A 25,622-nucleotide genomic window follows, 5' to 3' on the forward strand; every position below is an offset into this window, starting at 1 on the left:
AATACAAGCGGTGAAAAAAGGCTTCACAAACATGAAAAAGCTCATTATAATAGCAACAAAGAGAAAGGAAGAGGATGGGGAAACATGGAAAAATCGTTTTACCGCTACTTATTGCGCTTCCGCCATGGGTATGAAGAAGATCCTGTTGTGCGGTTTGCGAACGGGGCGTATGACGACCACGGCTTTCCGAAAGGATCAGCGGATTATGAAGAATTAAGCGGCTATTTGGAGTTAAACGGTGATTATTTGGAAAGCATGGTTATTTTTGATGAACTGTGGGAGCAGTTTTTGCATGAAACATAACTAGGAAGGCGTTCCTGTTTTGAATATTGGTAGCGTTTTCAATCTGCTTTTTCCGCGCTGGCAAAGGTGTCCACCCTTTCATGCATGCATATACTATACTAACCATTTGTTCAAAAGGGTGGGAGATGCCAATGAGCACGCCGAAACGCCCGAAGTTTTCCGTCGGCGATATCGTTGTCAATACATTGTACGGAACGGTCGGAACTGTGACGGATATTCAACAAATTGATGGCACGTTTTTATACGAAATTAACCATGGCCATAGTTTGTTTACCGAGCAGACGCTCGTTTTATTATCTGAATTTACAGATGATTTGTGGATCGCTGAAGAAATTGAAATCGAGTTGCCGTTTTTTCTCGGCGAAATTGTCCGTGTTCGTGATTATGACGGCCATTTGTTCAAAGTCGTCGGGGTTCGGACGGAAATTTACCGCTACTATGGAGAAGGATGGGAAGAGACGATTTATGAATTGAAGCGGCTGACGGACGGTTGGGAAATTGAAGTCCATCTTGAAGACATTACTCCGCTAGCTGATGGGGAAGAAACGTCCGTCACGCTTGTGCAAGATATTGTCATCGCTACGCCGATGAACGCATCGCTTCTGCTGCCGTCGGCTGATAGCGAAAACCGCGAACCATCGGTCGACGAGCTGCTCGACATGTACAACGACTATAAAGCGCTGTATAAATGGTTTGGCGATGATCAATATAAACGGATGATGGAAACGGTTGTTCAACGTTTACAAGAGATCGTCAATCACCAGAATAGAAACTGACAAAGAATAAAGAGAAAATATGGAATGCCGGCGAAAATGACGAGCGCAGCCAATCCGTTTACAACTGTTTCCATCATTTTATCCAATGCAGTCAGCTTGTCCATTTCGTTCCGACCTCCGTCTTTTTGTTTTGTTAATACATATGTATGGGGAAGGCCGAAAAAGTAGTACAACATGATTTTTGACATAAAACGGAAGACGGAGACATACAACATTACAAAGGGGGCGAAATGCGGTGAAGGAAATTGAAGTGATTATTGATACAGAGGAAATTGCCGAGTTTTTTTACCAAGAGCTCATTCGCCGCGGCTTTGTGCCAACGCAAGAGGAGCTGGAAGAGCTTGCTGATATCACGTTTGACTATTTGCTAGAAAAATGCATTATTGATGAAGAAATTGATGTCGACGACGAGTAAACCTCGTCGTTTTTATGATTTCTAAGGCGGGGTTAGACGCCCGCTGACTTGGCCGCCGCGATGGCGGCTGCTTTCATCATGGCCAAATGCCGTTTGTAACGATCGGTCATTTCACCTGACGCTGGAAGCGGAAGCGTCTCAAGCGCCCCCACGATCGTGTCATCGGTGAACCAGTCGCGCTGATCGCTAAAAGAGTGCGTAAGATCCGGCCACGCGGCCTCAAGACGAGGGCTGTAAAGGCGGCGGCCATCGTATGTTGCAGTGAACGATTGCGGCCAAAAGTCGGCGCGTGAACCGCTATGGGGAACACGGCGGGCAAAGCGATAAGCGCGGCGAAACAGGCGCGCATTAAACAGCAGTAAACTGTACAGCGTTTTGCCAATGTGGATGCGGTGATGAACATCAGCAAAATCGCGCACGGTCGTGCCAACTAAAGCACCGCGCCGGCCGCGCCCTAGAGGGATGAGCACATCATTGAACCCGAGCCATTGCTCAGCAATAAACGGCCAGCTGGACAGCACACGGGTGCGGAAAAACGGGTGCTCGATGACGCGAAGCTGGATGTACTGCTGTTCGTTAATGATTAAGGCGACAGTCAGCAGTGCCGCGTCGCCCGTTTCCCAAAAATGTTCCCAAAACGCTTTCATAAACCGGGAGACAGACAAAGATGGCAGCAAATGAAACAGCGGCGTTCCTTGACGCTTGCTTTCCTCATACAACAAGAGCTGCGGATAAGCGTCGTGAAAAATCAATGCATTGGCTCGCTCCAAAAACAAAAAGAGCGGCGCAGCCGTTTCTTTTGGCAATAAAAACGGGAGAAGGCCGCCGCGCAAGTCGGTCATGTTCCAGCCACCGTTACGCGAGACGAGATGAGCCAAAAACGCCCAATGTATTTCCGAATGGCGCTCGAAAAACGCCAAATAGGCCGCCGTACGTGTGACGTTATTGCGGTTATGTTCCGCTGTTTTCCGACGGATGGCTGCAACGATCGCTGTCTCCTCGGCGCTAAGTTGCCTAGGCGGCGAGGGCGAAAGGCGGGCGGTCATCCGGCGAAGCAAGTCAGCATCAGCAAGGCGAACCGGATGGCGGTATAAAAACGAACGATAAGCGTATTGGAGCGGGCGGCGCAACAAGGCGAGCGGGCGGTTGGGCATCTAGTGTTCCTCCCTTGTATAGATCGCAGATTTTGTCAAAAAAACCATGGCCGTTTCGACAAAAGGTGTGCCGTTTTGCCGAAGGAATCGACAAATGCAATCACTAATATTATAGGATAAAGACGACCGATTTATCGTGGGAAGGAAGAGGAAAACCATGGTTCGTTTATGGAGGAAAAAGATGTGGATGGCAAAACGTGCATATGAAGCGACTATTTTTCAAACGCCGCGCTTCGGGGAACCGAAATACCGACAAGTATGCCGGCTTACGGTGACAGCTTCAGATCATCACGAGGCGCTGTCAATCTTGTACCGAATGTTTAACGTTGTCGATTTGATGCCAAAAAACTGCCAGGCCCGATTTATGGGGACGGGTGATATTGTGCTCATCGATGAAGGACGCAAAGGGCAGACGTATTACCGTCTCTGCTCGGGTGGGTGGAAACCGGTGGAACGCCAGCGTGTTATTTTGACGGAATATTCAAAAATATAATCACACACGGATGGCTGATGGTGGTATAATAAAAGAAAAAATGTCGAATAACAGCTAGCGTTTTAGGGAACGGATAAGAAAGGAAAGGAGGCGGATTCGGTGGAAAATCAAAACCAGCGCCGCGACAACCGGATGGTGGCGCCGGGAATTGATGATGACGAGGAACTGAACGAAAAAGCAACGAAAGAAGAAATCGAACGCGGGGACTACACGAGAGTTGTCACGCTTGCTTGGGACGAAGTTGAGCCGTCGGAACCACGATAGAAACCCTTGTGTGGCACAAGGGTTTCTGCGATTTGTCACGATTCGGGGTTGTCGTGATGACCTGGACCGTTTTTCCGACCGCCGGCCGCGGAATATTCTTTGGCGTGCGCTTCGTCTTCGGCGATCAACGCTTCTTTTGGAATATGGTTATTCTTTTTCTGCCCGTTAATGCGGTTGCGGTGTTTTTTACCCACTGTTTTCCCTCCTTGAACCGTTGTCGTCGTTAGTGTATGCGGTCAAGGGGAGGTTCATTGGAGGAAAATGTTTGCAAACAGCTTCAGAACAGGCAGACCGGAATGAAGAGAGTAGAGGGAAGGGGACGAAACGATGGCCGCACTTGCGTTGTCACTGCTCTTATGTATTGTCTTGATCGCCGTGTCGCTTTGGGTGAAAGGGCAGATTGAACGGTTTTTGTTCCGCTGGAGAAACATTCCTCTTCTCCACGCCGCTAATATCGTAGCCATTGCCGCCATCGTCGCTGCTATATATTATCGATTGGGCGGCATTGACGTTTACTTGCGCAACTTGACGGAAATCAGCGGATTTTGGTATGTGTTCATCGGAGCCATGCAGCTGATTTTGCCGCTGTATTTGTTTGCTTGCTGGCTGCTCGCTAGGCAGCGCGAGCGTGAGAAAAAATATACACGCAGCAAAGATAAAAAGGTGCTGTATATCAATGAAAAGTATTTGGCGCGTCGCCACCGCGACCATTATCGGTCCAAAACGTCATAAAGGGAGAGCGGTTCTCCCTTAAAATTTTGTCTTCTCTTTTTTTGACGTCGACGGTTGGTTGTTGGCTTTTGACGACGGATTTGTTTTATTCGCATACTCCACCGCCTGCTCCAGTTTCTTTTTCACCGTCTTTCCTCCTTTCCTGACAAGTGAGCACGAATAGTATGCCCGATTGCCCCCACAGCTACTCGAGATAAGACTGCCATTTTCCGCAAACATATGATATGATAAACAACGTCTAGCTTGATCATGATAGAAGGAGGAATTGCATTGAGCGTTCATATCGGAGCAAAGCCAGGGGAGATTGCCGAACATATTTTGCTGCCGGGCGACCCGCTGCGTGCCAAATATATTGCTGAAACGTTTTTGGAAGGGGCGGTATGCTACAACGAAGTGCGCGGCATGCTCGGTTTTACCGGAACGTATAAAGGGCATCGCATTTCCGTACAAGGAACCGGGATGGGAGTTCCATCGATTTCAATCTATGTTAATGAATTGATTCAAAGCTATGGGGTCAAGACGCTCATCCGCGTCGGCACGTGTGGGGCGATTCAGCCGGATGTGCGCGTGCGCGACGTGATTTTGGCGATGAGCGCATCAACGGATTCGAACATGAACCGGCTCATTTTCCGCGGCCGCGATTATGCGCCGACAGCTGATTTCCACTTGCTGCGGACGGCATACGACGTTGGCATGGAAAAAGGGCTGGCACTTAAAGTCGGCAACGTCTTTACTGCGGATATGTTTTACAACGATGAGCCGAATTGGGAAACGTGGGCGCGTTACGGCGTGTTGGCCGTTGAGATGGAAACAGCGGCGCTCTATACGCTGGCGGCGAAATTCGACTGCCGGGCGTTGTCTGTGCTGACCGTGAGCGATCATATTATCACTGGGGAAGAAACGACAGCCGAGGAACGGCAAACGACGTTTAACGACATGATTGAAGTGGCGCTCGAAGCGGCGATTCGCAACGATGCGTAACAGTTGTGCCGAGACCGTCTAGCGCGCTTCAAGAAACAGAAAAGGGGAAGACGAATGAACCAACGATGGAAAATAGCAATGTTGGCGTGCCTGCTGCTCGCTGGCTGCCAAACAGGGGAAAGTGGTGATCGCAGCTCGGTCGGCTCGTCCGAACAGCCCCCGGAAAGCGCGGTGCAGCCAGGCAGCCATGAACCGGGTGAAACAGACCAACACCCGGTTGACCCAGTTGACCCCGACTTGCAGCTTGAGGCGAAATATTGGAACGTCATTAAGGTGGAAAACGGGAAAAAAGTGATTATGAACCCGGATAACATTTTAGTGCTCGTTAATAAAGAACAGTCGCTTCCGCCTAGCTACAAGCCGGCCGATTTAGTTGTGCCGAACGTGCGGTTCTCGTTTGATGACCCGAAGGCAGAGAAGCGGCATATGCGGGCTGAGGCGGCTGCGGCGCTTGAAGAGCTGTTTGCTGCCGCCCGCCGCGACGGCATTGAACTTGTGGCTGTCTCCGCCTACCGGTCGTATGAGCGGCAGCAAGTGGTTTTTGCGGAAGAAGTGCGGCAAAAAGGGGAAGCAGAAGCCGTCCAAGCGGTCGCCTATCCGGGGCAGAGCGAGCATCAAACCGGGCTTGCGATCGACATTAGCAGCCGCTCGGCCGGCTATCAGCTGACGGAAGCGTTCGGAGCGACAAAAGAAGGACAATGGGTCGCCGCCCATGCGCACGAGTACGGGTTTATTATCCGCTATCCGAAAGGAAAGGAAGCGGTGACCGGCTATAAGTATGAGCCATGGCATATCCGTTATGTCGGGCGGAAGGCGGCCGTGGTGATGAAGAAGCGTGACTGGACGCTTGAAGAATATTTTCAAGCAGTAAAAAAAGTGTAAACAGAACTAGGCGCCTCCTTTCGTGTGATGACACATGAAAGGAGGCGTTGTTCATTGACTGGAAAGGGGGCATCATTGTTTAGAACAGTGATGAATGTCTTGTAAGCTATGTTTCGCACCAAAACACGCAATAACCGAGCCGGTCGCTGAATTGTGCAGTCAGCTGCTGATGCATCTGCCACATCTTTGCCATTTCCGGCGTCGATGGAAAGGCGACGATGAACGGTGCTCCTTGGCTCGGCGCTTCCGCAGCGGCTGCGTAGGAAAAATGGCGGCAACGGAATCCGTTTTGTTCAAGCGCCTCTTTCCACCCAGCCGGCGTCATCAGCCGCCGGAAGCCATAAAAAGCGGCAATTTGCTGCTGCTCGGTTGCGGTTAACTTCTCATGACATGCTTCAATGCCGACGAACGTTCCACCTTTTTTGAGCACTCGGCGAATTTCAGCGAGCGCTTCTGGCAGTGAAACGAAGGCAAGCACTGACTCAGAAAGCACGAGATCGAATGTTTCGGCAGGAAACGGCAGCGCTTCGACCGAAGCGCGGTACAGGCAAACCGGGACGGCCATAGCGGCAAAGCGCTGTTTTGCTTTGGCGATCATTGTTGGATGGAGATCGATCGCCGTCACATCGGCACCGTACTGTTCGGCGATATACGCCGCTGTCTGTCCCGTTCCACAGCCGACGTCAAGCACCAAAGTTGAATGATCAATATAGAGTTTACGTAATATATTTTTTGTTAACATAAAACCTCCCGGGTGGGCGCCATCGATCCCCATTTCGGCCAACCAGTCCAAATACGAAGTCATGTTTTTCTCTCCTTTTTGCTTGAATTGGTTTATCATACGCAAAAGAGCTCGGTTTTGTCTTTAGGCAAAAAAGTTTGCTTGTCTCTATACTCATGAAGGGAGGCAATTTTCTTGCTATAGACCCAACCGATACCAAGCTGGTACACTGATACGTGCAAGAACGAAACAGCTAGGTTGGTGAAAAACGTGGAGTGGAAACAACGGGCTGAGGCCGGCGCGCTGTTAAGCATCGGTGTCTATCTTCTGCTGGCGGCCTGCAAACTTTTGGCTGGATCTTTAGCCGGGTCGGACGGAGTGAAGGCGGACGGCTGGAACAATTTGAGCGATGTGATCGCTTCAGTGGCTGTCTATATTGGCATGAAAATTGCCCAAAAACCACGCGATCGCAATCATCCGTACGGACATTCGCGGGCGGAGAACATTTCATCGCTTTTGGCCGCTTTTTTGATGATGTCGATCGGTATTGATGTTGTCATCAGCGGAGCTGGTGCGCTGCTTCATGGCGGAAAGGCGGACGCCCCTGATTGGCCGGCAGCGGCGGTTGCCCTTGCTTCGGCAGCGGTCATGTTCCTTATTTACACGGTCAATACCCGGTTGGCGCGGCGGACGAATAGTACAGCGCTCGCCGCTGTGGCGAAAGACAATTTATCGGATGCCCTTGTCAGCGTTGGAGCGGCAATCGGCATCATCGGGGCGCAGCTTGAGTGGCTCTGGCTTGATCCGCTGGCGGCTCTCATCATCGGCGCGATCATTTGTAAAACAGCATGGGAAGTTTTTATGGAAACAGCGCACACGTTGACCGACGGTTTTGATGAAAAGCGGCTTGCCGTTTACCGGGAAGAAATTGCTGCGGTGGAGGGTGTGCGTGATGTCGCTGACATTAAGGCGCGCACATTAGGTAATGATATTGTGCTTGAAGTGACGATCCGCGTTGATTCGCGTTTAACAGTGGCGAAAGGTCACGAAATCGCTGACGAAGTCGAACGTCTGATGAAAAAACGGCATAACATTCGTTCAACGCATGTCCATGTCGAACCAGAAGCGCGTGTGGATCGGCAAGGTTAAGGCGGCTCGCTTGTTCGTGTTTTACGGCGGACGTTTTCGACATAGCCAACGGCTCCTGCTAGGGGGGAAAGTCGTTGTTTGCACCATATCGGTCGAATGCTGTCGTGCTCACGACAAGCTTTGTTTTTAACGAAGGGCGGGGAGTCGTTTTTTGGCAAACAGCACACAATAGAACTGACACTGTACAGAAAGAGCATCAGCCTATGGCGATCAACCATTCCCCTCGTCCGTTGCTGGAAGGAACGTTCAAACGCCATGCACCGACGGGCGGCCAATCGTGTTGGTTTCATTTTATCGCTGCTGTCAAGTCCGATTTGGAGCGACTTCTCTCGTCATTGTCGATCCACCCGCTCGCCGAAAAACGGCTGATCGATGGAACAGGCATTCTAACCGTCGATGAGTATGAAGGATACATCTTTCTTTCGTTGTTTATCATCGACCCGTCCGGTCGGATGGCAAACGTCCGCCTGCTCGCCGCGGAGCGGCATATCATCAGCTACATGGATGAGTCTCACTCGTTCATCGACCCTGTGAAAGAACGGCTGTTGGACCATTGCGATCAGGTGCTTTACCCTGGTTATGTGTTATTACCACTTTTTAAACTTGGCTGCTGCCTGCTTTTTTGCAGGTGATTGACCAAATGGCTGACCGCATCCAAGGGCTCGAACGGCAAGTATTCGAGACTCTGTTCGCGAATGAAATCAGGCGCGATATTTATCGGATGAAAACGTATCTTCATGAGCTGCGGCAAGTCGCCGAAGCACAGGAAAAACGATTCGCCATGTTGAGCTTCCGTATATGAACGCAGAAACGAACCCGTATATCGACGAGGTGGCGTCCCGGTTTGCCTGCGTTCCGGCGGCGCTTGATGCATTTAAGGAATCGTTGTCCGCCATCTTCGATTTGCAGCTGTCGCTTAAATCCGACCATATGAACGTCATTATGAAGACGGTAACATTAGTGAGCGTCATGTTTTTACCGATGACGTTTATTGTCGATGTCTATGGCATGAATTTTACATTCATGCCGGAGTTGAAATGGCGATACGGTTATCCGTTCGCTCTGTTGCTTATGGCTGCTGTCGCCGCACTCATCGTCCTCTATTTCAAACGAAACGGCTGGTGGGGGGAGATAGAAAGAAAAATAGGCGTTTTTCCACAAATATGGGCATTTGCCCGGCCGTTTGGGCAGGTGGGCGCATATGATGGCTCCGTGAATCCATAAGGGGAGGTGCCCGCCATGAGCGGTTTCGTCAGCAACGGTTATACACTTGTTATCGTCTTATTCATTTTATTAATTATTGTCGGTTGTGTTTGTGTCGGTTGGTAAGCGCCAGCCTAGAAAAACATAAAAACGGAAACAGGCAAAACAGTGCAGCCAAGCAAGGCTGCAAAAGGAAGCGGGGACGAGCGCCGTCTCCGTTTTTCGTTTGCTCGTCGGACGGCGCGTCCTGTTTTTTGATAGATAAAATGAGGCGGCAGCGGTATAATGGAACGGAAATGATCAAGGAAAAGGGGAACGTGACATGGGGTATTTTCGGGAAGAAAAGCAAGGTATCATATATACCGCCGTCTCGTATTTGTTATGGGGTGTGCTGCCGCTCTATTGGAAACTGCTTGAGGCGCGCCCAGCGCTTGAAATTTTAGCCCATCGCATCATTTGGTCGTTTGTCTTTATGGTGATTCTTTTGGCGGGGACTGGCCAGCTCACTATCTGGAGACAAGAGCTTAAGGCGATGCGCCGCCGGCCGGCGTTGGCGTGGGGGATTGCCGCCGCCGCCCTGCTCATTAGTGCCAACTGGTTTATTTACATATGGGCGGTGACCAACCACCATATTGTCGAGGCCAGCCTCGGCTATTACATCAATCCGCTTGTCAGCGTGGCGCTTGGGACGATCGTATTGCGTGAACGGCTCAGCGTTGGACAATGGTTTGCCGTTTTTCTTGCTGCGGCCGGCGTGACCGTGATGGCAGCGGAATACGGCTCATTTCCATGGGTTGCTCTATCACTCGCTTTGTCATTCGGACTTTACGGCTTAGTGAAAAAGTTAGCGAGTGTTGACTCATCCGTCGGGCTGACGTTGGAAACGATGGTTGTGATGCCGCTTTCGGCCGTTTACTTATTATGGTTATACAATGAAACACCGGCGCTCGTCGAGGCAGCGGCATGGTGGCAATGGGTGCTCCTCGCCGGGGCCGGACCGGCTACGGCTGTGCCGCTTTTGTATTTTGCCAAAGGGGCAAAGCGCGTGTCGATGACAATGCTCGGCTTTTTGCAATACATTGCGCCGACAATCAGCCTTCTCCTTGGCGTCTTTTTGTTTGACGAACCGTTCACGAAAGCCCATTTGTACGCATTCAGCTGCATTTGGGCGGCGCTGATCTTGTTTTCTGTCGTACAAATTCGGCAGGCGTCGGGGCGAAAAAAATGGAAGCGAGATTCGCTGCAAGCGTAACGGCGGTCCGGGTGACGGGCCGTCTTTCTTTTTGCCTTCCGCGCGGCAAATACCCATTTTTGCTGAAACATCTAACCAATTTCTCGCTTCGTGAATAGTCTACTAGTACAAAAATGAAGGAGGTGCTGGCAAATGGGTGCAACTTACGGCGGCGGGTTTGCGTTGATCGTCGTTCTGTTCATTTTGTTAATCATTGTCGGATGTGCATGTATCGGTGGTTGGGTGTATTAATGCCCCCTACCTGCTAGCAAGGAGGTGACGAATATGCCATACGGCTTTTGCGGCTGGGGCGGCTGGGGCGGCTATGGCTTCGGTTATCCGGGCTATGGCGGCTACGGCTACGGCTTCGTGTTGATCGTCGTCTTGTTTATTTTGCTCATTATCGTCGGGGCAACTTGGTGCTAAGTGGATGATGGCACGGGGGAAGCAGCCAAGAAACGGTTGTTTCCCCTGCCATTTTTTCAAAAGAGACAGGAGGGAGGAAAGAGAGAAAGTGCGGTTCAAGGCGATATGTTAGCTGGAGAGGAAACCGGGCTGGCAATGGAAAAACGTTGAAACAGGCGAAAGGCCCGCTCGCCGCTCAGCTGTTAAGAGCGCTTCCAGCGGCAGAAGAGGATCACTTGCTTGTCGGAAAAGAAGGAGGGGATACAGCGGCTGCAACGATCGTTATTATCGATTGGCGCATCGATGACCATCCGCAGCCAATCGAGGAGTTGGTTCGTCTGCCCCAATGGCGCCAGCTATATTTTAAGATGCCGCGGGTGGAGAAAGCGGCAATGATGGAAGGGATGATCAAGGACGAGGTTGGCACCGTGCTGTTCCGTCTTGGCTGTTTGCGAGAAGAGGAGCCGGGGGATGGCGAGGAGCTGACTGCGTATGTACATACGAAAAGCTTTGAAGAGCGCGAGGTGGGAAAAGACAAGGATCGGCTTTGACGCGCTGGCGTATAGGAAACAGCAGCCATCGGCAAAAGTGGCGGACTAAACGGAAACCGGTTATCAACCGGAACGGTTCACCGGTGAATCGTTTTGACGTCGTCGTAAAGAGGACGCCCGTCTATGGGCATCCTCTTTTTGCTGATATAGACGCTGCCCGGACGTCCCTCACGAGATGTGCGGCGCGCGTTGGTTTCCGTGGCGGCGCCAGATGGCCTGCAGGCGAAAACTGAGGAAGAGCGCCCCGGCAGCCAGCCCGGCGATGAGGCCAATCCAATAGCCGAACGCTCCGGCAGGGGTCAGCAGGGCGAGCGCACAGCCGACGGGAAGCCCGATGCCCCAATAGGCAAGAAGGGCAGCCCAAAATACGGCGTTGACATCTTTATAGCCGCGCAGCGCTCCTTGAATGGGGGCAGCGATAGCATCGGAAAATTGGAAGAAGATTGCATATAACAAAAATTTTCCGGTCAACGCTGCCACAGCGGGATCGCTCGTGTACAGTCGGGCGACATGGCTGCGGAAGGCGTAAAGAAACAGAGCGGCAGCCGCGGCGACGGCCAAGGCGATGGCAATGCCAATCAAGCAAAACTTTTTCGCATCTTCATACCGTTTAGCCCCCGCTTCGAAACCGACTGCGATCGTCAGCGCCATTGACAAACTGAGCGGGATCATATACAACAGTGAAGCGAAGTTAAGGGCGCTCTGATGGGCGGCAACCGTTTCGGCGCCAAATCGCCCGACAAGCAGCGTTACAGCAGCAAAAATACTCGTCTCAAAAAAGATAGCCGACCCGATCGGCACCCCTGTTTTAAGCAGCTCTTTCCATGAGGCCCATGAAGGGCGGTAAACACGCACGAGCGCACGATACATAGCAAAACGGCGGAGTTTGATGGCAGCCAAGGCAGCGACAAAGCAGTACGTATACGTGATTGCTGTCGCATAGCCGGTGCCGATGCCGCCAAGACGTGGGAATCCGCCGTGTCCGTAAATGAACAGCCAGTTGAACAGCATGTTAATAGGCAAAGCGGTGAGCGTAATCCACATTGTCACTTTCGTCTGCCCGAGCGCATCGATCGAGTAGCGAAGCACTGAATAAAGGAACAGCGGGATAATTCCAAACGACAATGCGAGCAAATAGTGAGAGGCAATGTACCGGACATCCTCTTCGAGTTGCATCTGTTTCAAAATAAACGGCACGGCAACCGAGCCGGCCAGGACGATGGCGAGTGCAATCGCGACGGACAAATAAAGCGCTTGGACGACGGTGCGAGCGATATCTTCATGACGTCCGGCGCCGAAATGCTGGGAGACGATGGGGGACAGAGCGAGCAAAATGCCACCAACCCCGGTAAACACCGGCACCCATAGGCTCGAACCAATCGCCACGCCGGCCAGATCTTCGGCGCTCGCGTGGCCGGACATAGCGACATCGGTAAAGTTCATCATATATTGGCCGGCTTGCGAAACAAAAATCGGTAAAAACAAAGTGAACAAACGCTTCCACTTTCCGCTGGCTGAAGCGGTCATTGCCATCATGGCTCCTCCTTTGTCTAAAAACAGCACATTGTGCTAAATCATCAATCTTTCCGTCTCCCCCGAGCTAGGGGGAGCGATCCCCCTGGAGAAGCCGCTTATGACGAAAAATAAGGCGGCTGGCTACGAAGCGGAAATTCCATAAGAAAACAAGTGCCACATGCGTCACTTTGCACTTTTATCGTTCCTCGATGCAGTTCGACAATTTTTTTCGACAGCGAAAGACCAAGCCCTGTTCCCGTTTCTTTCGTCGAGAAAAATGGCTCAAAAATATGGTCGATGACCGGTGACGGAATGCCGGGCCCGTCGTCGCAGAAGCGAAGCTGGACGATATGGTTTACTTTCCGGCTGCTGACTTTCACATTCATTGTCTTTGCGACTTTCGCCTCGATGGCGTTGCGGAATAAGTTTAAAAACACTTGCAGCAGTTGGCTGCGGTCGCCATTCATTTCATAATCGTCAAGCTGTTCATCAAGATCAAAATGGACGTTGACGTTGTGAAGCAGCGCCTCACTTTGCAGCAGAACACCGACGTCATCACGCAAAAAGCGGTGCAAGTTGAACGTCTCCATTTTCACGTCCCGTGGTTTGGCGATATTTAAAAAGTCGGTAATGATGTCATTCGCCCGGTCGAGTTCGGGGATGAGCAGCCGCTCAACGAGCGATGTAATGCGATCTGGCAAATCGTTTTTCAACAACTGCAAATAGCCGCGTACTGTCGTCAGCGGATTGCGGATTTCATGAGCGATGCCGGCCGCAATGCGACCTGCGGCAGCCAATTTTTCCGTCTCTTTCATCATGTTGAGCGATTGGAATATGCTAATGACCCGTTTGACCGATCCGTCATCATTATAAATAAAGCGGGTGTTGACGATGCCGTAAAAGCGATCGAGCACTTCGCGATTGTAAAGAGGCTCGCGCTTTTCCAACGATTCTAGTGTTGCGATTAGCTCATCGGGAAGTTTCAGCAGCTCGCGAATATGTTTGCCGATGATGGCATCGCGGTCGACGCCGGTATCCATGGCCGCTTGTAAATTGCAAAGCGTAATGATTCCATGATCGTCGACGAAGACGATATGGTGCGGAACAAGGTCAAGCAGCGGTGTTAAAAACGCTTCGACTTTTTCAAACGGCACATCACGATATAAGTCAATGTCCCACTGCCATTCTGTTTCCTTTCCAGGGGCGATCCGAGCCGGCGAAAGGCGCGGTTGGACATCACCGCGCCTTTTTTCGATGGTGATTCCGGTTTCGTAATCGGTAAACATGAATGGGAACGGGAGTTTTTCGATGAGCCGCTCATAAGCGCGCAGCTTTCGTTCAAGCTCTTCAGTTTGCTGTTGTACCAATCGATCGTTCATCCTTCCAAACTCCTTAACTACACATCTCATTTCCTATTTTACAAAAGTGAATCGCCTTTGGCTATGACGAATGTCCCTATGTCGGGCACTAAGACGGCCGATGACGGTTGGCACCGTTGCTAACTGTTTCAGCGCAGGCCATCAAGCGCCTTAATAGAAAAATAGCTTGCGTCTTGTCCCTTTGCTGCCAAATAGGGGGGCTTCAAACACATCAAGCACTGACAAGTCGACGATTGTGCCAGCGTCAGACATCTGGCTGCCTTTTAGGTAAAACGTCGTTTCGGCCAATGTAACGACAGATGGATCACTGTCTTGCCGTCGTCGCCCTTGCTGCAACGTCCGGCGCTGCACAATGTGATTTTTCGGTCACAACCGTTTCATCCCTTCGCGTTCTGAATTCCTTTCTTTCATATTAGCAAATCCGCCTATGTTTTCCTATTCTCAAGCAAATTCATTTATCTTTAGAAAAACATGTGTCTATGACGACTGTTCAGTAATTACTTTATATTTTTATAAAACTATGTGCTAAATAACCAATAAAAAATCCGCCGTAGCGGATTAAGAAGACAAGCGCCCCACTTCGTTGCGGGCGGCAAACAACCCGTACAATCCTGCGCCGACAACGCAAAGAACGATGCCGAGCAAGTAAGGGAGCCCTGCCATATAGCTGAACAAGCCACCGCCGACAATCGGGCCGATGATGCGGCCGAGCGAGTCAAACGATGACAATAGTCCGGCAGCACTTCCTTGCCGACCGGCTGCCTGTTTCGTAATGAGCGATGAGACGCAAGGGCGGATGACGCCGTTTCCGATGCCGAAGATGGATAGAAAAAGAGCAGCCGTCCAAAAGTCTTGTACGAGCAAAATAGCTGCAAATCCAAGAGCCGAGACGGCAAGACCGCCCTGTAAGACACGTCCTTCACCGAACCGTTTAATCAGCCGTCCAAGGAGTCCTCCTTGAACGAGGGCGCTGGCGATTCCCATGATCATAAAAATATACCCGAGTTGAACGGAATCAAGACCGGCGCGGCGATCGGCGAAGTAAGCGAACGTTGCCTCAAGTCCGGCGAGGGCGAGCGTCGCCGTCCATTGCAGCAAATATAAATAAAGAAGCGGGCTTTGTATCATTTCTCTCAGCGACCGCTGGCCTTCCGATTTAGCGGTCGTTGACAGGCGCGAAGGTTCTGGCAAAGCGAGCCATACGAACAGCGCTGTCGCCGCTGATAGTGCTCCTGCGATGGCGAACGGCAGATGCAAGCTCGTTTGCGAAAACATTCCTCCGATGGCTGGCCCGCAAATAAAGCCGAGCCCGGTTGCTGCACCGATCGCTCCCATCGCTTTTCCCCGTTCATCTGGCGGCGTGACGTCGGCGGCATATGCCATTACCGTCGGCATCGCTGCCGCTGACAGTGCCCCACCAAGAAAACGGGCGACAAACAGCATGATGAGCGTCTCAGCTACAGAAAAAAGAAAAAACGATAACGACAGCCCGGTGATGCCGATGAGCAACACCGGCTTACGGCCATAGCGGTCGGACAGCTGTCCCCACACCGGGGAAAACAACAGCTGCATTAACGAATAAACCGCCATTAACAGCCCGAGCTCAAGTGGAGTAGCTCCCACTTCTTCAGCAAGAAACGGCAATACCGGAATAATGATGCCAAACCCTGACATGACCAAAAACATGACCATCCATAAAAGCAACAGCGGGCGTCGCCGCATAAATCTTCCCCTCCTTCACCCTATTATCGTACGTCATCCGCCGAGGAAAAAGCAATATTTGTCGGCGATGAAACGTTTTGTATATAATAAAGCCGGGTGAAAAAGAACCGGTTGCCTGATCAGAAAGGGTGGTTTAGTGATGTTGACGTTGACAGACATTGAGCAAGCGCGGTTGAAAATGAAAGGCATTGTTCATGAAACACCACTTGAGCATTCGCAAACGTTCAGCCGGTTGTCCGGCAATAATGTATATATGAAACTCGAAAACTTGCAAAAAACGGGCTCATTTAAAGTAAGAGGGTCATTCAATAAAATTATGTCGTTGACCGATGAAGAGCGGTCGCGCGGCGTCATCGCCGCCTCCGCCGGCAACCATGCTCAGGGGGTCGCCTATGCAAGCGGCATGCTTCATATTCCGTGCACGATCGTTATGCCAAAAGGTGCGCCGCTGAGCAAAATAGAAGCGACGAAAAACTATGGAGCGGAAGTCGTTTTGCACGGCGATGTGTTTGATGAGTCGCTCGAGTATGCGCTCGAACTGCAGCGCGAGCGGGGGATGACGTTTGTACATCCGTTCGACGATTTGGCCGTCATGGCCGGCCAAGGAACGATCGGCTTGGAGTTGGTTGAGCAGCTTCCTGATGTGGACGTCGTCCTTTGCCCGGTCGGTGGCGGCGGCTTGCTCGCGGGGTTAGCGTTTACATTAAAACAGCTGAAACCGTCTGTCGAGGTGTACGGCGTCGAATCGTCAGCCTGCCCTGGAATGACCGCAGCCCTCCGCCATAAACAGCCGGTCGCCATCGCTGCATCGGATACGATCGCCGATGGCATCGCCGTGAAAAAGCCAGGCAATATTACGTACCAATATATTGAGCAGTACGTCGATGGAATCGTTTGCGTTGAAGAGGCGGAAATTTCACGGACGATGCTTTATTTGCTTGAACGGAACAAATTGCTCGTCGAAGGGTCGGCGGCTTGTCCGCTGGCGGCGCTTTTGTACCAAAAGTTGCCGTTTCGTGATAAAAAAGTCGCCGCCATTTTAAGCGGCGGCAACGTCGACGTGACATTGATTTCCCGCATCATCGAGCGCGGTCTTGTCGAGGCCGGTCGGTTTGTGACGTTTACGACGATCATTTCCGATAAGCCGGGCCAATTGAACAAGCTGCTTCGCATTATCGCCGAACTAGAAGCAAATGTGATGTCGATCCACCATCAACGCATCGGTGCCAAAGTGTTGCCAGGCCAGGCGGAAATCCACTTTTCGCTTGAGACGAAAAATGAGGATCATATCCAGCAAATTTACCAAGTGTTATTGAAAGAAGGATATGATGTACAGTTTTATCGGTAGGTGGCTCGAAAACGTTTTTTCTTTATTCTTTATTTCAAAAGAAGCGCTCCGGTTTCTAAGCGGGGTGAAAGTGGGAGACTTATTCGCTGTGGGCTGATGACCGGGCACGTTCCGTACAATTCGCGGGGTTCGTCATTCCGTCAGAGATCTTTGCATGATAACGACCCGGTCTTTGCTCGTAAAATGTGGCTGTCCCCAGTGCAGACGGCTTTGTCTGGCGGGGACAGCCGTTTTTGTCAATGGATGCGCGGCCCTTCTTGCGGTCGTGTGGCGCCGAGGCCTTCACGAGCCATTTTCGCTTTCAAGCTTTCGAACAAGTACAAGCCAAACATGCCGAGCAGCTCTTCATCGGTCATCTCACCGATCAGCTTGAGCACATCGCGGCGGTTGAGTTCATCCAAAATCGACATCGCCACCGCTTCAGCGTCTTCTTCATCCCCGGTCAGCCGGTCTTTGTAATATTCGTACAGATCGTCAATAAACTTCATCTGCATGACCGTCTCGCAGACAGAGAGCGGCCTTCCTCCTTTCTTCACGGTCAGCCGAAACTAACCATTCCCTCATATTCCGCCATTGGCAGCGGATATACACTATAGTATAATGGAAAAAATATCATTCGAAAAGCGGGGGAGTGCTATGATTCGTCGGTTAACGGCCGAAGACCACCAACAACTATTTTCATTTTTGCAGCAAGATCCGTCGTTCAACTTATTTATCATTGGCGACATCGAGTCGTTTGGCTATGACGCTGATTTCCAAGACGTTTGGGGGCAATTTGACGATGCCGGTTCGCTGAAAGCGGTGTTGCTTCGTTATTATGATTCTTATATTTCATACGCGCCCGGCGATTTTGATGCTGATGGTTTTGCCCGCCTTATCGGTGAGACAGCCCGCACATTGACGATCGAGCTGTCCGGCAAAGAGGAAATTGCCAGGCAGTTTGAAGGACGGCTGGCGCTTGGGACGAAGCGGACGCTTTACTTTTGTGAGTGCCGGACGGACGAATATGCCCGTCAACAAATAGGGGCGTTCTCCATCAAGAAAGCTGGATTGGCCGATGTTGATCGGATTGTTGACTTGCGGCGCCGCATTCCTGAATTTGACACGAGACCGACGGCGCGCGCCATGCTGGTGAAGGGGATGGAAACGAATTCAGCGAGAACGTATTATATTGAACAAGATGGCAAGATGGTGGCGGCGGCATCGACAACGGCGGAAAATTCGCTGTCGGCGATGATCGTCGGCGTCTGCACCGATCCGGAACATCGAGGAAAAGGGTACGCGAGCGCCATTGTGGCGAAGCTCGTTTACGATTTGCTCGCCGAAGGAAAGATGCCATGCTTGTTTTACGACAACCCAGACGCCGGGCGCATTTACCATCGTCTTGGCTTTCGGGATATCGGACTGTGGGCGATGTACCGCTAGAAAGGCGGAAGCCCCGCCAGCTTGCTTGTGTGCAAAAGCAAGCTGGCGGTTATTGTCCGTCTGCGCCGTTAGGCGTGACTCGGCGAATGTGTTGGTCGCCGTGCTCCCGCATCGCTTTTGTCTTGTCGTTGACAAGCTGTTTTTGGTCAACGATTGAGGATGGTGTTTGTTTTTGGTTTGCCATGTTGATCACCCCAGTGGAGAAGATTTGGCGCGCTGAATGAACATGTCCGCATCTTCAATCAATCCGCAGACTCCGCATTGGACGCGGTAGCTTGGACCGCGGTACGGGAGATGAAACGGTTCGAGCGCTTCATTTGTGTACTCTTGTTCAATGTCACCGGTATGGGGGTCGAGCTTGACCGCCCGCGGTTGCTGCTCGATAAGGTGAAACCGCGTCCGGTTTGTTTTGCAATTTGGGCATAACATCGGTTCCAACAGAAGCCACCTCCGTTTTTATCTTTTGGAAAAACAGTCGTGATTATGTATGAGACATTTGTTTCGGTTCGTGCCGTTAGGAAACATGGTTCGAGCGATCGTTCCGGATGTCATGCGGCGAAAGACGCCTCCCATTTTTTCAGTCGGCGGAACAATTTTTATTGACAACAGCTACAACTGTCGAATATCTTAATAAACAGGAAGAATATTTTATCTTTTTAGAAATGTTTTACGATCGATGTGAAGGAGACTGTTATGGCCGATAAACCACTCAGAGATCGCATTATTGACACCGCTCTTCATTTATTTGAGAAATATGGCTACCACGGTGTAACGGTCGACCGTATCGTGGCGGAAAGTGACACATCAAAAGGTGGTTTTTACCATAATTTTAAATCGAAAGACGAGTTGCTTTACCATATTCATGACGTCTTTATCACGTATGCGCTTACAAAAGCACGGGAAGCGTATGAAAGCTGCTCGACGCCGACCGAGCGCTTGTACGCCATCGTTCAATCGTTTGTCAAAGTGTTTCATTTATATAAGCCGCATATTACCGTCTTTTATCAGGAAAGCACGTACTTAAAACCGGAATATGCCGAGCTGATCAATAAGAAGCGAGAAGAATTTAAACAAATTATTTTTCGTGTCATCCGTGAGGGGATTGAGGCAGGCGAGTTTCGTCCGGAACTGTCGGTGGAGATCGCTGGCATGTCGATCATCGGCATGGTGAACTGGACGTACAAATGGTACAATCCGGACGGACCGCTGTCAATTGAAGAGATTGCGAGCTATTTTGCCGATTTCATTTTGCATGCGGTGCTTCGTGACCCGGAGCATCCGGCGGCGGCACAGTTTTTGTTGCGGCCGATCGTCGAATAAGCCGCTTATTGTTTCCAGACCAACTAGTCGGTCTTGGTTGCTGGACAAAGCAACTCATTTTCAACGTGATTAAAAACCGACTAGTCGGTTTTTATATAGTTATTCTTCAAATGGGGGAGAGGGAGAATATGGATTTTTCGCTGACGAAAGAACAACAAATGATTAAAGAAATGGTTCGCGACTTTGCGGAGAAGGAAATTGCGCCATACGCGGCGAAATGGGATGAAGAGGCGTATTTTCCGCGTGAAGTGTTCCGCAAAATGGGCGAGTTGGGGCTGTTGGGCCTTCCGTTTCCGGAATCGTATGGCGGCGCCGGGGGCGATACGATTTCGTACGCCATTGCCGTCGAAGAAATCGGCCGCGCCTGCGGTGGCACGGGGCTAAGTTATGCGGCTGCCGTTTCGCTCGGAGCGAGCCCGATTTATTACTTCGGATCAGAAGAGCAAAAACAAACGTGGCTTGTGCCAATGGCAAAGGGAGAAACGCTTGGCGCTTTCGGCCTCACGGAGCCGAACGCCGGGTCGGACGCCGGCGGCACGCGCACAACTGCGGTGCTTGACGGCGATGAGTATGTCATCAATGGCGAAAAATGCTGGATTACAAACGCCCAATACGCGCGGCAAGTGATCGTCACTGCGGTCACGGGCAAAGATGCGCGCGGCAAAAACATCATCACCGCTCTCATCGTACCAACCGACTCCCCAGGATTTACGATCCGTTCAAATTATGACAAAATGGGTGTCCGCGCTTCCAATACGTGCGAACTCGTTTTTGAGAACGTCCGTGTGCCGAAAGAAAACGTGTTAGGCGACCCGCAAAAAGGGTTTAAGCAGTTTTTGTACACGCTTGATGGCGGGCGCATATCGATCGCCGCTTTAGCTGTCGGTATTGCACAAGCAGCGTTTGAGAAAGCGCTTCAATATGCGAAAGAGCGCGTTCAATTTGGGCAATCGATTTCCAAGTTCCAAGCGATCCAATTTAAGCTCGCGGATATGGCGATGGAAATCGAGCTTGCCCGCAATATGGTGTACAAAGCAGCCTGGCTGAAAGACCAGGGGAAACCGTTCACAAAAGAAGCGTCATTTGCCAAGCTGTTCGCGTCGGAAATGGGGTTTCGCGTCTGCAACCAGGCGATTCAAATTCATGGTGGCTACGGCTATATGAAAGAATACGGCGTCGAACGCCACTTGCGAGATATTAAGCTCATGGAAATCGGCGAAGGCACATCGGAAATCCAACGTCTCGTCATCGCCCGCCAGCTCGGATGCTAAAAGCGGAAATATGCGCATATCCATAACAGTGAATTCGGACAAAGGGGAGGAGACGGTCGATGTTAACGGTGACTGTGGGGAAATTGTTAGAGGAGCGTGCCAGGCAATACCCGGATCGTGAAGCGGTCGTGTATGCCGATCGCAATCTGCGCCTGACGTACCGGCAGTTTAATGACTATTGCCGCCTTGTGGCGCGCGGTTTGATGCGGCTTGGCATTGAAAAAGGGGAACATGTCGCTATTTGGGCGACAAACGTTCCAGAATGGATCGCCTGCCAGTTCGCGACGGGGAAAATGGGGGCGGTACTTGTTACGGTCAATACGAACTATCAAGCGGCAGAACTTGAGTATTTGCTTAAGCAGTCCGATTCGACGACGCTCTTTTTGATCGAACAATACCGCGATTCTTCGTATATCGACATTTTGTACAGCATTGTTCCAGAGTTGCGTACTGCCGAACCGGGGAAGCTCCAGTCCAAGCGGCTGCCGAAGCTGAAAAACGTCGTTTTGCTCGGCGATAAGCGTTATCCGGGCATGTTCACATGGAACGACATCTTGGCGATGGCGCATGAGGTGACGGAAGAAGAACTCGGTGAACGGTTAGAGAGCCTCGACCCGCACGATGCGATCAACATGCAGTACACATCTGGAACGACCGGATTCCCGAAAGGGGTCATGTTGTCGCATTATAACATCGTCAATAATGCCCACCAAGTAGCGCAATGTATGAAACTTGGCGAAGGCGACCGTCTTTGTATCCCGGTGCCGTTTTTCCATTGCTTTGGCTGCGTCATGAGCACCCTCGCGTGCGTCACCGTTGGAGCGACGATGGTGCCAGTGGTGGAGTTCCATCCAAAGCGGGTGCTCGAGACGGTTGCGGCGGAGCGGTGCACGGCGCTGCACGGCGTGCCGACGATGTTTATCGCTGAACTGAATGACCCGGATTTTGATCAATACGATTTGTCATCGCTGCGCACGGGCATTATGGCTGGTTCTCCTTGCCCAGTCGAAGTGATGAAAGCAGTCATCAACAAAATGGGTATGACCGATATTACGATCGCTTACGGGCAGACGGAATCGTCCCCGGTGATTACCCAGACGCGCACTGATGACCCGATTGAGCTGCGCGTCGAAACGGTCGGCCGCGCGCTGCCGGGTGTAGAAGTGAAAATCGTTGAGCCCGGCACGTGCAACGAAGTGCCGCGGGGCGTGCAAGGCGAGTTATGCACGCGCGGTTACCATGTGATGAAAGGATATTACAACAATCCGGAAGCGACCAATGAAGCAATTGACGAAGACGGTTGGCTGCATACCGGCGATTTGGCGACGATGGATGAAAACGGTTACTGCCGCATTACCGGCCGGCTGAAAGATATGATCATCCGCGGCGGCGAAAACATTTACCCGCGCGAGATCGAAGAATTCTTATACAAACACCCGAAAATTTTGGACGTCCAAGTGGTCGGGGTGCCCGATGAAAGGTATGGGGAAGAAGTGATGGCGTGGATCATCTTAAAGGACGGTGAAACGGCGACCGCTGAGGAAATTCGCGAGTTTTGCCGCGGCAACATTTCCCGCCACAAAATCCCGCGCTATATCGAGTTTACCGATTCCTATCCGATGACGGCGTCTGGGAAAATTCAAAAGTTTAAGCTGCGAGAAATGGCGAAACAGCGCCTCGGCTTGACGACTTAAACCGCCGCGCCGGGCGGGCGAACCGTCCGGCGCCGGCAGCCCACTTTTTGTGAAAGGGTGAGAGGATGTTTGCGAAAGTGTTGATTGCCAACCGTGGCGAAATCGCCGCCCGCATCATTCGCACATGCCAAAAGCTCGGCATCCAAACGGTTGCTGTCTACTCGGAAGCGGATGCGGATTCGCTCCATGTTCAGCTCGCTGATGAAGCGTATTTGATCGGCAAGCCGCGCGTAGCGGAAAGCTACTTAAATATCGAAAAAATCATCGAAGTCGCCAAAGCGGCGAAAGCGGAAGCGATTCATCCCGGTTACGGACTGCTCTCGGAAAACCCAGCGTTTGCCCGTCGCTGTGAGGAAGAAGGGATTGTCTTTATCGGCCCGAAGGCGGACGTCATTGCTGCGATGGGCAGCAAAATCGAAGCACGCCAGACGATGGAAAAAGCTGGCGTTCCGATCGTCCCAGGCGTTTCCTTTGCATTAGACAGCCCCGATGAAGCGGCTGCAGCCGCAGCTTCCATCGGTTACCCAGTCATGCTGAAGGCATCATCAGGCGGCGGCGGTATTGGCATGCACATCGCTCGCGATGAAGCCGACCTGCGCCAAGCGTTTGAAGGCAGTCAAAAACGAGCTGCTTCGTTTTTCGGCGACGGGACGATGTATATCGAAAAATATATTGAACGCCCGCGCCATATTGAAATTCAGCTGCTCGCCGATGGGCACGGCAACTGCGTCTACTTATGGGAACGCGAATGCTCGATCCAGCGCCGCCATCAAAAAGTGGTTGAGGAAGCGCCATCGCCGTTTTTGGATGAAGAAACGCGGCGGAAAATGGGCGAAGCCGCCGTCCAGGCAGCACGTTATATCGGTTATGCGAACGCCGGTACAATCGAGTTTTTGGTTGATGAACAAAAAAACTTTTATTTTCTCGAGATGAATACTCGTCTCCAAGTCGAACATCCGGTGACCGAGGAAATCACCGGCATTGACATCGTCGAAGAGCAACTGCGCATCGCTGCCGGCGAGCCGCTTCGGTATAAGCAGGAAGACATTCGCCGCGATGGACACGCCATTGAAGTGCGAATTTATGCGGAAGACCCGAACACGTTTTACCCGTCGCCTGGCCGCATTGCCGCCTTTTCCGTTCCTCAAGGTGAAGGGATTCGTCATGAAACGGCGGTTCAAAGCGGCATCACCGTTACGCCGTTTTACGACCCGATGATCGCCAAAATGATCGCCAAAGGTTCGGATCGAACATCGGCGATTGAACGCTTGCTCGAAGCGCTTCGGGATTATCGCGTCGAAGGCATTAAAACGAACATCCCGCTGCTTGAGGCGGTGTTGTCCCACCCGGCGTTCCATGCTGGGGAAACGACGACCGATTTTCTTTCGAACTATTGGCAGCCAACTAAAACAAAATGAAGCAGAAACGGAGGAAGAAACGATGAACAAAGTCACTGCCACAATGGCCGGAAGTGTATGGAAAATTGTTGTCGCCGTCGGTGACCGTGTTGAAGAAGGACAAGATGTCGTCATTTTGGAATCTATGAAAATGGAAATCCCGGTCGCCGCTGAGACATCCGGCACGGTGAAGAGCATTCATGTGCAAGAAGGGGATTTCGTCAACGAGGGCGACGTGCTTGTCGAGATTGAGTAGGAAAACATGCGCGTGAACCGTTCTACCAACAATGAAGTTCAGACTCGCCATCAGACGTGGCGAAAGGAACAAAAAGTACCTGAGGGACGGGGATAAAACGAAAAGGGGGGAGCGGACATGGGGCGATGGCCGACGAAGGTGACGATTAAGGAAGTCGGCCCGCGCGACGGTCTGCAAAACGAAGCATCACCGGTCGCCACGGCTGACAAAATTGCTTGGATCAATTTATTATCGGAAACCGGGTTGTCGTATATTGAAGTGACGTCATTTGTCCATCCAAAATGGATTCCGCAGCTTGCCGATGCCGCCGAAGTCGCAGCCGGCATCCGCCGCAAAGACGGCGTCACGTATGCTGCGCTCGTTCCGAATGAAAAAGGATTAGAACGGGCGCTTCGTGTCGGGGTGGATGAAGTCGGCGTCTTCATGTCAGCAAGCGAGACGCATAACCAAAAAAACATTAACAAAACAATCGCTGCTACGTTTCCGGTGTTGGAAGGTGTCGTGAAAGCGGCGAAGCAAGAAAGAAAAACGGTGCGCGGCTATGTTTCGACAGTGTTTGGCTGTCCGTACGAAGGGACGGTTGCTGTCGATCAAGTGCTCATGGTCGCTGACCGGTTGTTTGCGATGGGGGTCGATGAGCTGTCGTTAGGCGATACGATCGGTGTGGCGACGCCAAAACAAGTCGAAGACGTGCTTGCCGAGGTGCTCCGCCGTTTTCCGGCTGAGCAGATCGCCATGCATTTTCACGACACGAGGGGGACGGCGCTCGCCAATATTTTAGTCTCGATGGAGATGGGAATCACAACGTTTGACAGCTCTCTTGGCGGTCTTGGCGGTTGCCCGTATGCCCCCGGGGCATCAGGAAACGTTGCCACCGATGATTTAGTGTACATGCTGCATGGCATGGGGGTTGAAACCGGCATTGATGTGGAGCAACTGACGAAAGCAGCCTTGTTTATTCGCGACAAAATTGGTCGTCCGCTCCCAAGCCGCTATTTACAAACGATTTCATCATAAGCAAATTCATTTTGGGAG

Annotated in this window: 36 protein-coding genes; 25 read left to right on the forward strand and 11 right to left on the reverse strand. The window is 51.5% G+C overall.

Going from position 1 to position 25,622, the window contains the following annotated elements; translation table 11 throughout:
* Window positions 1-84 precede the first annotated feature (84 nt).
* Window positions 85-303: a YozE family protein gene (locus tag NSQ22_RS08165; protein ID WP_008879290.1), complete on the forward strand. Its 219-nt coding sequence runs from the start codon at window positions 85-87 to the stop codon at window positions 301-303.
* Between the two features lie 131 nt (window positions 304-434).
* Window positions 435-1,079 (forward strand): hypothetical protein, encoded by a 645-nt coding sequence (locus NSQ22_RS08170; RefSeq protein WP_008879289.1) that lies wholly within the window; start codon window positions 435-437, stop codon window positions 1,077-1,079.
* Here NSQ22_RS08170 and NSQ22_RS08175 read toward each other — a convergent pair.
* Entirely contained in the window at window positions 1,061-1,267 is a 207-nt protein-coding gene (locus tag NSQ22_RS08175) for a hypothetical protein (RefSeq protein ID WP_190300703.1), read from the reverse strand. The genes NSQ22_RS08170 and NSQ22_RS08175 overlap by 19 nt on opposite strands.
* A 47-nt stretch (window positions 1,268-1,314) precedes the next feature.
* On the opposite strand from NSQ22_RS08175, the gene NSQ22_RS08180 reads away from it, so the two are divergent.
* Window positions 1,315-1,494, forward strand: coding sequence for a YozD family protein (locus NSQ22_RS08180; RefSeq protein WP_008879287.1), 180 nt, complete (start codon window positions 1,315-1,317; stop codon window positions 1,492-1,494).
* A 32-nt stretch (window positions 1,495-1,526) separates the two neighbouring features.
* Here NSQ22_RS08180 and NSQ22_RS08185 read toward each other — a convergent pair whose 3' ends face one another.
* Window positions 1,527-2,648: a DUF2515 domain-containing protein gene (locus NSQ22_RS08185; RefSeq protein ID WP_008879286.1), complete on the reverse strand. Its 1,122-nt coding sequence runs from the start codon at window positions 2,646-2,648 to the stop codon at window positions 1,527-1,529.
* Between the two features lie 157 nt (window positions 2,649-2,805).
* Between NSQ22_RS08185 and NSQ22_RS08190 the strand changes: the two genes are divergently transcribed.
* Both NSQ22_RS08190 and NSQ22_RS08195 read left to right on the forward strand, forming a co-directional pair.
* Window positions 2,806-3,141: a hypothetical protein gene (locus NSQ22_RS08190; RefSeq protein ID WP_011887321.1), complete on the forward strand. Its 336-nt coding sequence runs from the start codon at window positions 2,806-2,808 to the stop codon at window positions 3,139-3,141.
* Between the two features lie 99 nt (window positions 3,142-3,240).
* Entirely contained in the window at window positions 3,241-3,405 is a 165-nt protein-coding gene (locus tag NSQ22_RS08195) for a hypothetical protein (RefSeq protein ID WP_008879284.1), read from the forward strand.
* 35 nt (window positions 3,406-3,440) lie between these two features.
* On the opposite strand, the gene NSQ22_RS08200 is transcribed toward NSQ22_RS08195, so the two are convergent.
* A complete protein-coding gene (locus NSQ22_RS08200) occupies window positions 3,441-3,599 on the reverse strand; it encodes a hypothetical protein (RefSeq protein WP_008879283.1) in 159 nt (52 codons plus the stop codon).
* 133 nt (window positions 3,600-3,732) lie between these two features.
* Between NSQ22_RS08200 and NSQ22_RS08205 the strand changes: the two genes are divergently transcribed.
* The 3 genes from NSQ22_RS08205 to NSQ22_RS08215 all read left to right on the forward strand — a co-directional run bounded on the left by NSQ22_RS08205 (window position 3,733) and on the right by NSQ22_RS08215 (window position 6,000).
* Window positions 3,733-4,137, forward strand: coding sequence for a hypothetical protein (locus tag NSQ22_RS08205; protein ID WP_008879282.1), 405 nt, complete (start codon window positions 3,733-3,735; stop codon window positions 4,135-4,137).
* Window positions 4,138-4,407: 270 nt separating this feature from the next.
* A complete protein-coding gene (deoD, locus tag NSQ22_RS08210; protein WP_029760844.1) occupies window positions 4,408-5,118 on the forward strand; it encodes a purine-nucleoside phosphorylase in 711 nt (236 codons plus the stop codon).
* Window positions 5,119-5,172: 54 nt separating this feature from the next.
* Window positions 5,173-6,000, forward strand: a complete 828-nt coding sequence (locus tag NSQ22_RS08215; RefSeq protein ID WP_011887322.1) for a M15 family metallopeptidase — start codon at window positions 5,173-5,175, stop codon at window positions 5,998-6,000.
* A 106-nt stretch (window positions 6,001-6,106) separates the two neighbouring features.
* Here NSQ22_RS08215 and NSQ22_RS08220 read toward each other — a convergent pair whose 3' ends face one another.
* Window positions 6,107-6,805 carry a class I SAM-dependent methyltransferase gene (locus NSQ22_RS08220; protein WP_108437818.1) on the reverse strand — a complete coding sequence of 233 codons (699 nt, stop codon included), beginning with the start codon at window positions 6,803-6,805 and terminating at the stop codon, window positions 6,107-6,109.
* Between the two features lie 177 nt (window positions 6,806-6,982).
* Here NSQ22_RS08220 and NSQ22_RS08225 point away from each other — a divergent pair, with 177 nt between their 5' ends.
* The 9 genes from NSQ22_RS08225 to NSQ22_RS08265 all read left to right on the forward strand — a co-directional run bounded on the left by NSQ22_RS08225 (window position 6,983) and on the right by NSQ22_RS08265 (window position 11,260).
* Entirely contained in the window at window positions 6,983-7,870 is an 888-nt protein-coding gene (locus NSQ22_RS08225) for a cation diffusion facilitator family transporter (RefSeq protein WP_223812846.1), read from the forward strand.
* Between the two features lie 74 nt (window positions 7,871-7,944).
* The gene (locus NSQ22_RS08230) at window positions 7,945-8,502 is read left to right on the forward strand and encodes a CorA family divalent cation transporter (RefSeq protein WP_099232802.1); all 558 of its coding nucleotides are present in this window, start codon (window positions 7,945-7,947) and stop codon (window positions 8,500-8,502) included.
* Window positions 8,493-8,672 (forward strand): hypothetical protein, encoded by a 180-nt coding sequence (locus NSQ22_RS08235; RefSeq protein ID WP_339264662.1) that lies wholly within the window; start codon window positions 8,493-8,495, stop codon window positions 8,670-8,672. The genes NSQ22_RS08230 and NSQ22_RS08235 overlap by 10 nt, the downstream gene beginning before the upstream one ends.
* Window positions 8,669-9,094, forward strand: a complete 426-nt coding sequence (locus tag NSQ22_RS08240; protein ID WP_339264468.1) for a CorA family divalent cation transporter — start codon at window positions 8,669-8,671, stop codon at window positions 9,092-9,094. Before NSQ22_RS08235 ends, NSQ22_RS08240 begins: the two co-directional genes overlap by 4 nt.
* A gap of 15 nt (window positions 9,095-9,109) precedes the next feature.
* Window positions 9,110-9,199 carry a YjcZ family sporulation protein gene (locus tag NSQ22_RS08245; protein ID WP_078172624.1) on the forward strand — a complete coding sequence of 30 codons (90 nt, stop codon included), beginning with the start codon at window positions 9,110-9,112 and terminating at the stop codon, window positions 9,197-9,199.
* 196 nt (window positions 9,200-9,395) lie between these two features.
* On the forward strand, window positions 9,396-10,325 hold the full coding sequence (gene rarD, locus NSQ22_RS08250) for an EamA family transporter RarD (RefSeq protein ID WP_099232799.1): 930 nt from the start codon (window positions 9,396-9,398) through the stop codon (window positions 10,323-10,325).
* A gap of 132 nt (window positions 10,326-10,457) precedes the next feature.
* A complete protein-coding gene (locus NSQ22_RS08255; RefSeq protein WP_008879272.1) occupies window positions 10,458-10,556 on the forward strand; it encodes a YjcZ family sporulation protein in 99 nt (32 codons plus the stop codon).
* Between the two features lie 33 nt (window positions 10,557-10,589).
* Complete coding sequence (locus NSQ22_RS08260; RefSeq protein ID WP_008879271.1) at window positions 10,590-10,730, forward strand: YjcZ family sporulation protein; 141 nt, start codon at window positions 10,590-10,592, stop codon at window positions 10,728-10,730.
* Window positions 10,731-10,876: 146 nt separating this feature from the next.
* Window positions 10,877-11,260 carry a hypothetical protein gene (locus tag NSQ22_RS08265; RefSeq protein ID WP_236927502.1) on the forward strand — a complete coding sequence of 128 codons (384 nt, stop codon included), beginning with the start codon at window positions 10,877-10,879 and terminating at the stop codon, window positions 11,258-11,260.
* 168 nt (window positions 11,261-11,428) lie between these two features.
* On the opposite strand, the gene NSQ22_RS08270 is transcribed toward NSQ22_RS08265, so the two are convergent.
* From NSQ22_RS08270 to NSQ22_RS08285, 4 genes are all read right to left on the reverse strand, one after another.
* Complete coding sequence (locus NSQ22_RS08270; RefSeq protein ID WP_099232797.1) at window positions 11,429-12,793, reverse strand: MATE family efflux transporter; 1,365 nt, start codon at window positions 12,791-12,793, stop codon at window positions 11,429-11,431.
* 98 nt (window positions 12,794-12,891) lie between these two features.
* Window positions 12,892-14,154 carry an ATP-binding protein gene (locus NSQ22_RS08275; RefSeq protein ID WP_008879268.1) on the reverse strand — a complete coding sequence of 421 codons (1,263 nt, stop codon included), beginning with the start codon at window positions 14,152-14,154 and terminating at the stop codon, window positions 12,892-12,894.
* A gap of 150 nt (window positions 14,155-14,304) precedes the next feature.
* Window positions 14,305-14,505 (reverse strand): hypothetical protein, encoded by a 201-nt coding sequence (locus NSQ22_RS08280; RefSeq protein ID WP_327993651.1) that lies wholly within the window; start codon window positions 14,503-14,505, stop codon window positions 14,305-14,307.
* Between the two features lie 207 nt (window positions 14,506-14,712).
* The gene (locus NSQ22_RS08285; RefSeq protein ID WP_008879267.1) at window positions 14,713-15,876 is read right to left on the reverse strand and encodes a tetracycline resistance MFS efflux pump; all 1,164 of its coding nucleotides are present in this window, start codon (window positions 15,874-15,876) and stop codon (window positions 14,713-14,715) included.
* Between the two features lie 139 nt (window positions 15,877-16,015).
* Between NSQ22_RS08285 and ilvA the strand changes: the two genes are divergently transcribed.
* On the forward strand, window positions 16,016-17,224 hold the full coding sequence (gene ilvA / locus NSQ22_RS08290) for a threonine ammonia-lyase (RefSeq protein ID WP_008879266.1): 1,209 nt from the start codon (window positions 16,016-16,018) through the stop codon (window positions 17,222-17,224).
* 236 nt (window positions 17,225-17,460) lie between these two features.
* On the opposite strand, the gene NSQ22_RS08295 is transcribed toward ilvA, so the two are convergent.
* The gene (locus NSQ22_RS08295; RefSeq protein ID WP_008879264.1) at window positions 17,461-17,718 is read right to left on the reverse strand and encodes a DUF6154 family protein; all 258 of its coding nucleotides are present in this window, start codon (window positions 17,716-17,718) and stop codon (window positions 17,461-17,463) included.
* A gap of 142 nt (window positions 17,719-17,860) precedes the next feature.
* On the opposite strand from NSQ22_RS08295, the gene NSQ22_RS08300 reads away from it, so the two are divergent.
* Window positions 17,861-18,649, forward strand: coding sequence for a GNAT family N-acetyltransferase (locus NSQ22_RS08300; protein ID WP_339264475.1), 789 nt, complete (start codon window positions 17,861-17,863; stop codon window positions 18,647-18,649).
* Window positions 18,650-18,698: 49 nt separating this feature from the next.
* On the opposite strand, the gene NSQ22_RS08305 is transcribed toward NSQ22_RS08300, so the two are convergent.
* Window positions 18,699-18,833 carry a hypothetical protein gene (locus tag NSQ22_RS08305; RefSeq protein ID WP_255350169.1) on the reverse strand — a complete coding sequence of 45 codons (135 nt, stop codon included), beginning with the start codon at window positions 18,831-18,833 and terminating at the stop codon, window positions 18,699-18,701.
* Between the two features lie 5 nt (window positions 18,834-18,838).
* Complete coding sequence (locus NSQ22_RS08310; protein WP_008879262.1) at window positions 18,839-19,087, reverse strand: hypothetical protein; 249 nt, start codon at window positions 19,085-19,087, stop codon at window positions 18,839-18,841.
* 255 nt (window positions 19,088-19,342) lie between these two features.
* Between NSQ22_RS08310 and NSQ22_RS08315 the strand changes: the two genes are divergently transcribed.
* From NSQ22_RS08315 to NSQ22_RS08340, 6 genes are all read left to right on the forward strand, one after another.
* Window positions 19,343-19,969: a TetR/AcrR family transcriptional regulator gene (locus NSQ22_RS08315; protein ID WP_008879261.1), complete on the forward strand. Its 627-nt coding sequence runs from the start codon at window positions 19,343-19,345 to the stop codon at window positions 19,967-19,969.
* Between the two features lie 128 nt (window positions 19,970-20,097).
* The gene (locus NSQ22_RS08320; protein WP_008879260.1) at window positions 20,098-21,240 is read left to right on the forward strand and encodes an acyl-CoA dehydrogenase; all 1,143 of its coding nucleotides are present in this window, start codon (window positions 20,098-20,100) and stop codon (window positions 21,238-21,240) included.
* A gap of 59 nt (window positions 21,241-21,299) precedes the next feature.
* Complete coding sequence (locus NSQ22_RS08325; protein ID WP_339264477.1) at window positions 21,300-22,934, forward strand: AMP-binding protein; 1,635 nt, start codon at window positions 21,300-21,302, stop codon at window positions 22,932-22,934.
* A 65-nt stretch (window positions 22,935-22,999) separates the two neighbouring features.
* The gene (gene accC / locus NSQ22_RS08330) at window positions 23,000-24,352 is read left to right on the forward strand and encodes an acetyl-CoA carboxylase biotin carboxylase subunit (RefSeq protein ID WP_339264479.1); all 1,353 of its coding nucleotides are present in this window, start codon (window positions 23,000-23,002) and stop codon (window positions 24,350-24,352) included.
* A 22-nt stretch (window positions 24,353-24,374) separates the two neighbouring features.
* Window positions 24,375-24,587 (forward strand): acetyl-CoA carboxylase biotin carboxyl carrier protein subunit, encoded by a 213-nt coding sequence (locus NSQ22_RS08335; RefSeq protein ID WP_008879257.1) that lies wholly within the window; start codon window positions 24,375-24,377, stop codon window positions 24,585-24,587.
* Window positions 24,588-24,704: 117 nt separating this feature from the next.
* Window positions 24,705-25,604 carry a hydroxymethylglutaryl-CoA lyase gene (locus tag NSQ22_RS08340; protein WP_011887330.1) on the forward strand — a complete coding sequence of 300 codons (900 nt, stop codon included), beginning with the start codon at window positions 24,705-24,707 and terminating at the stop codon, window positions 25,602-25,604.
* Window positions 25,605-25,622 lie beyond the last annotated feature (18 nt).

It is taken from the genome of Geobacillus sp. FSL K6-3411, from assembly GCF_037965715.1.
GTDB lineage: Bacteria > Bacillota > Bacilli > Bacillales > Anoxybacillaceae > Geobacillus > Geobacillus thermodenitrificans.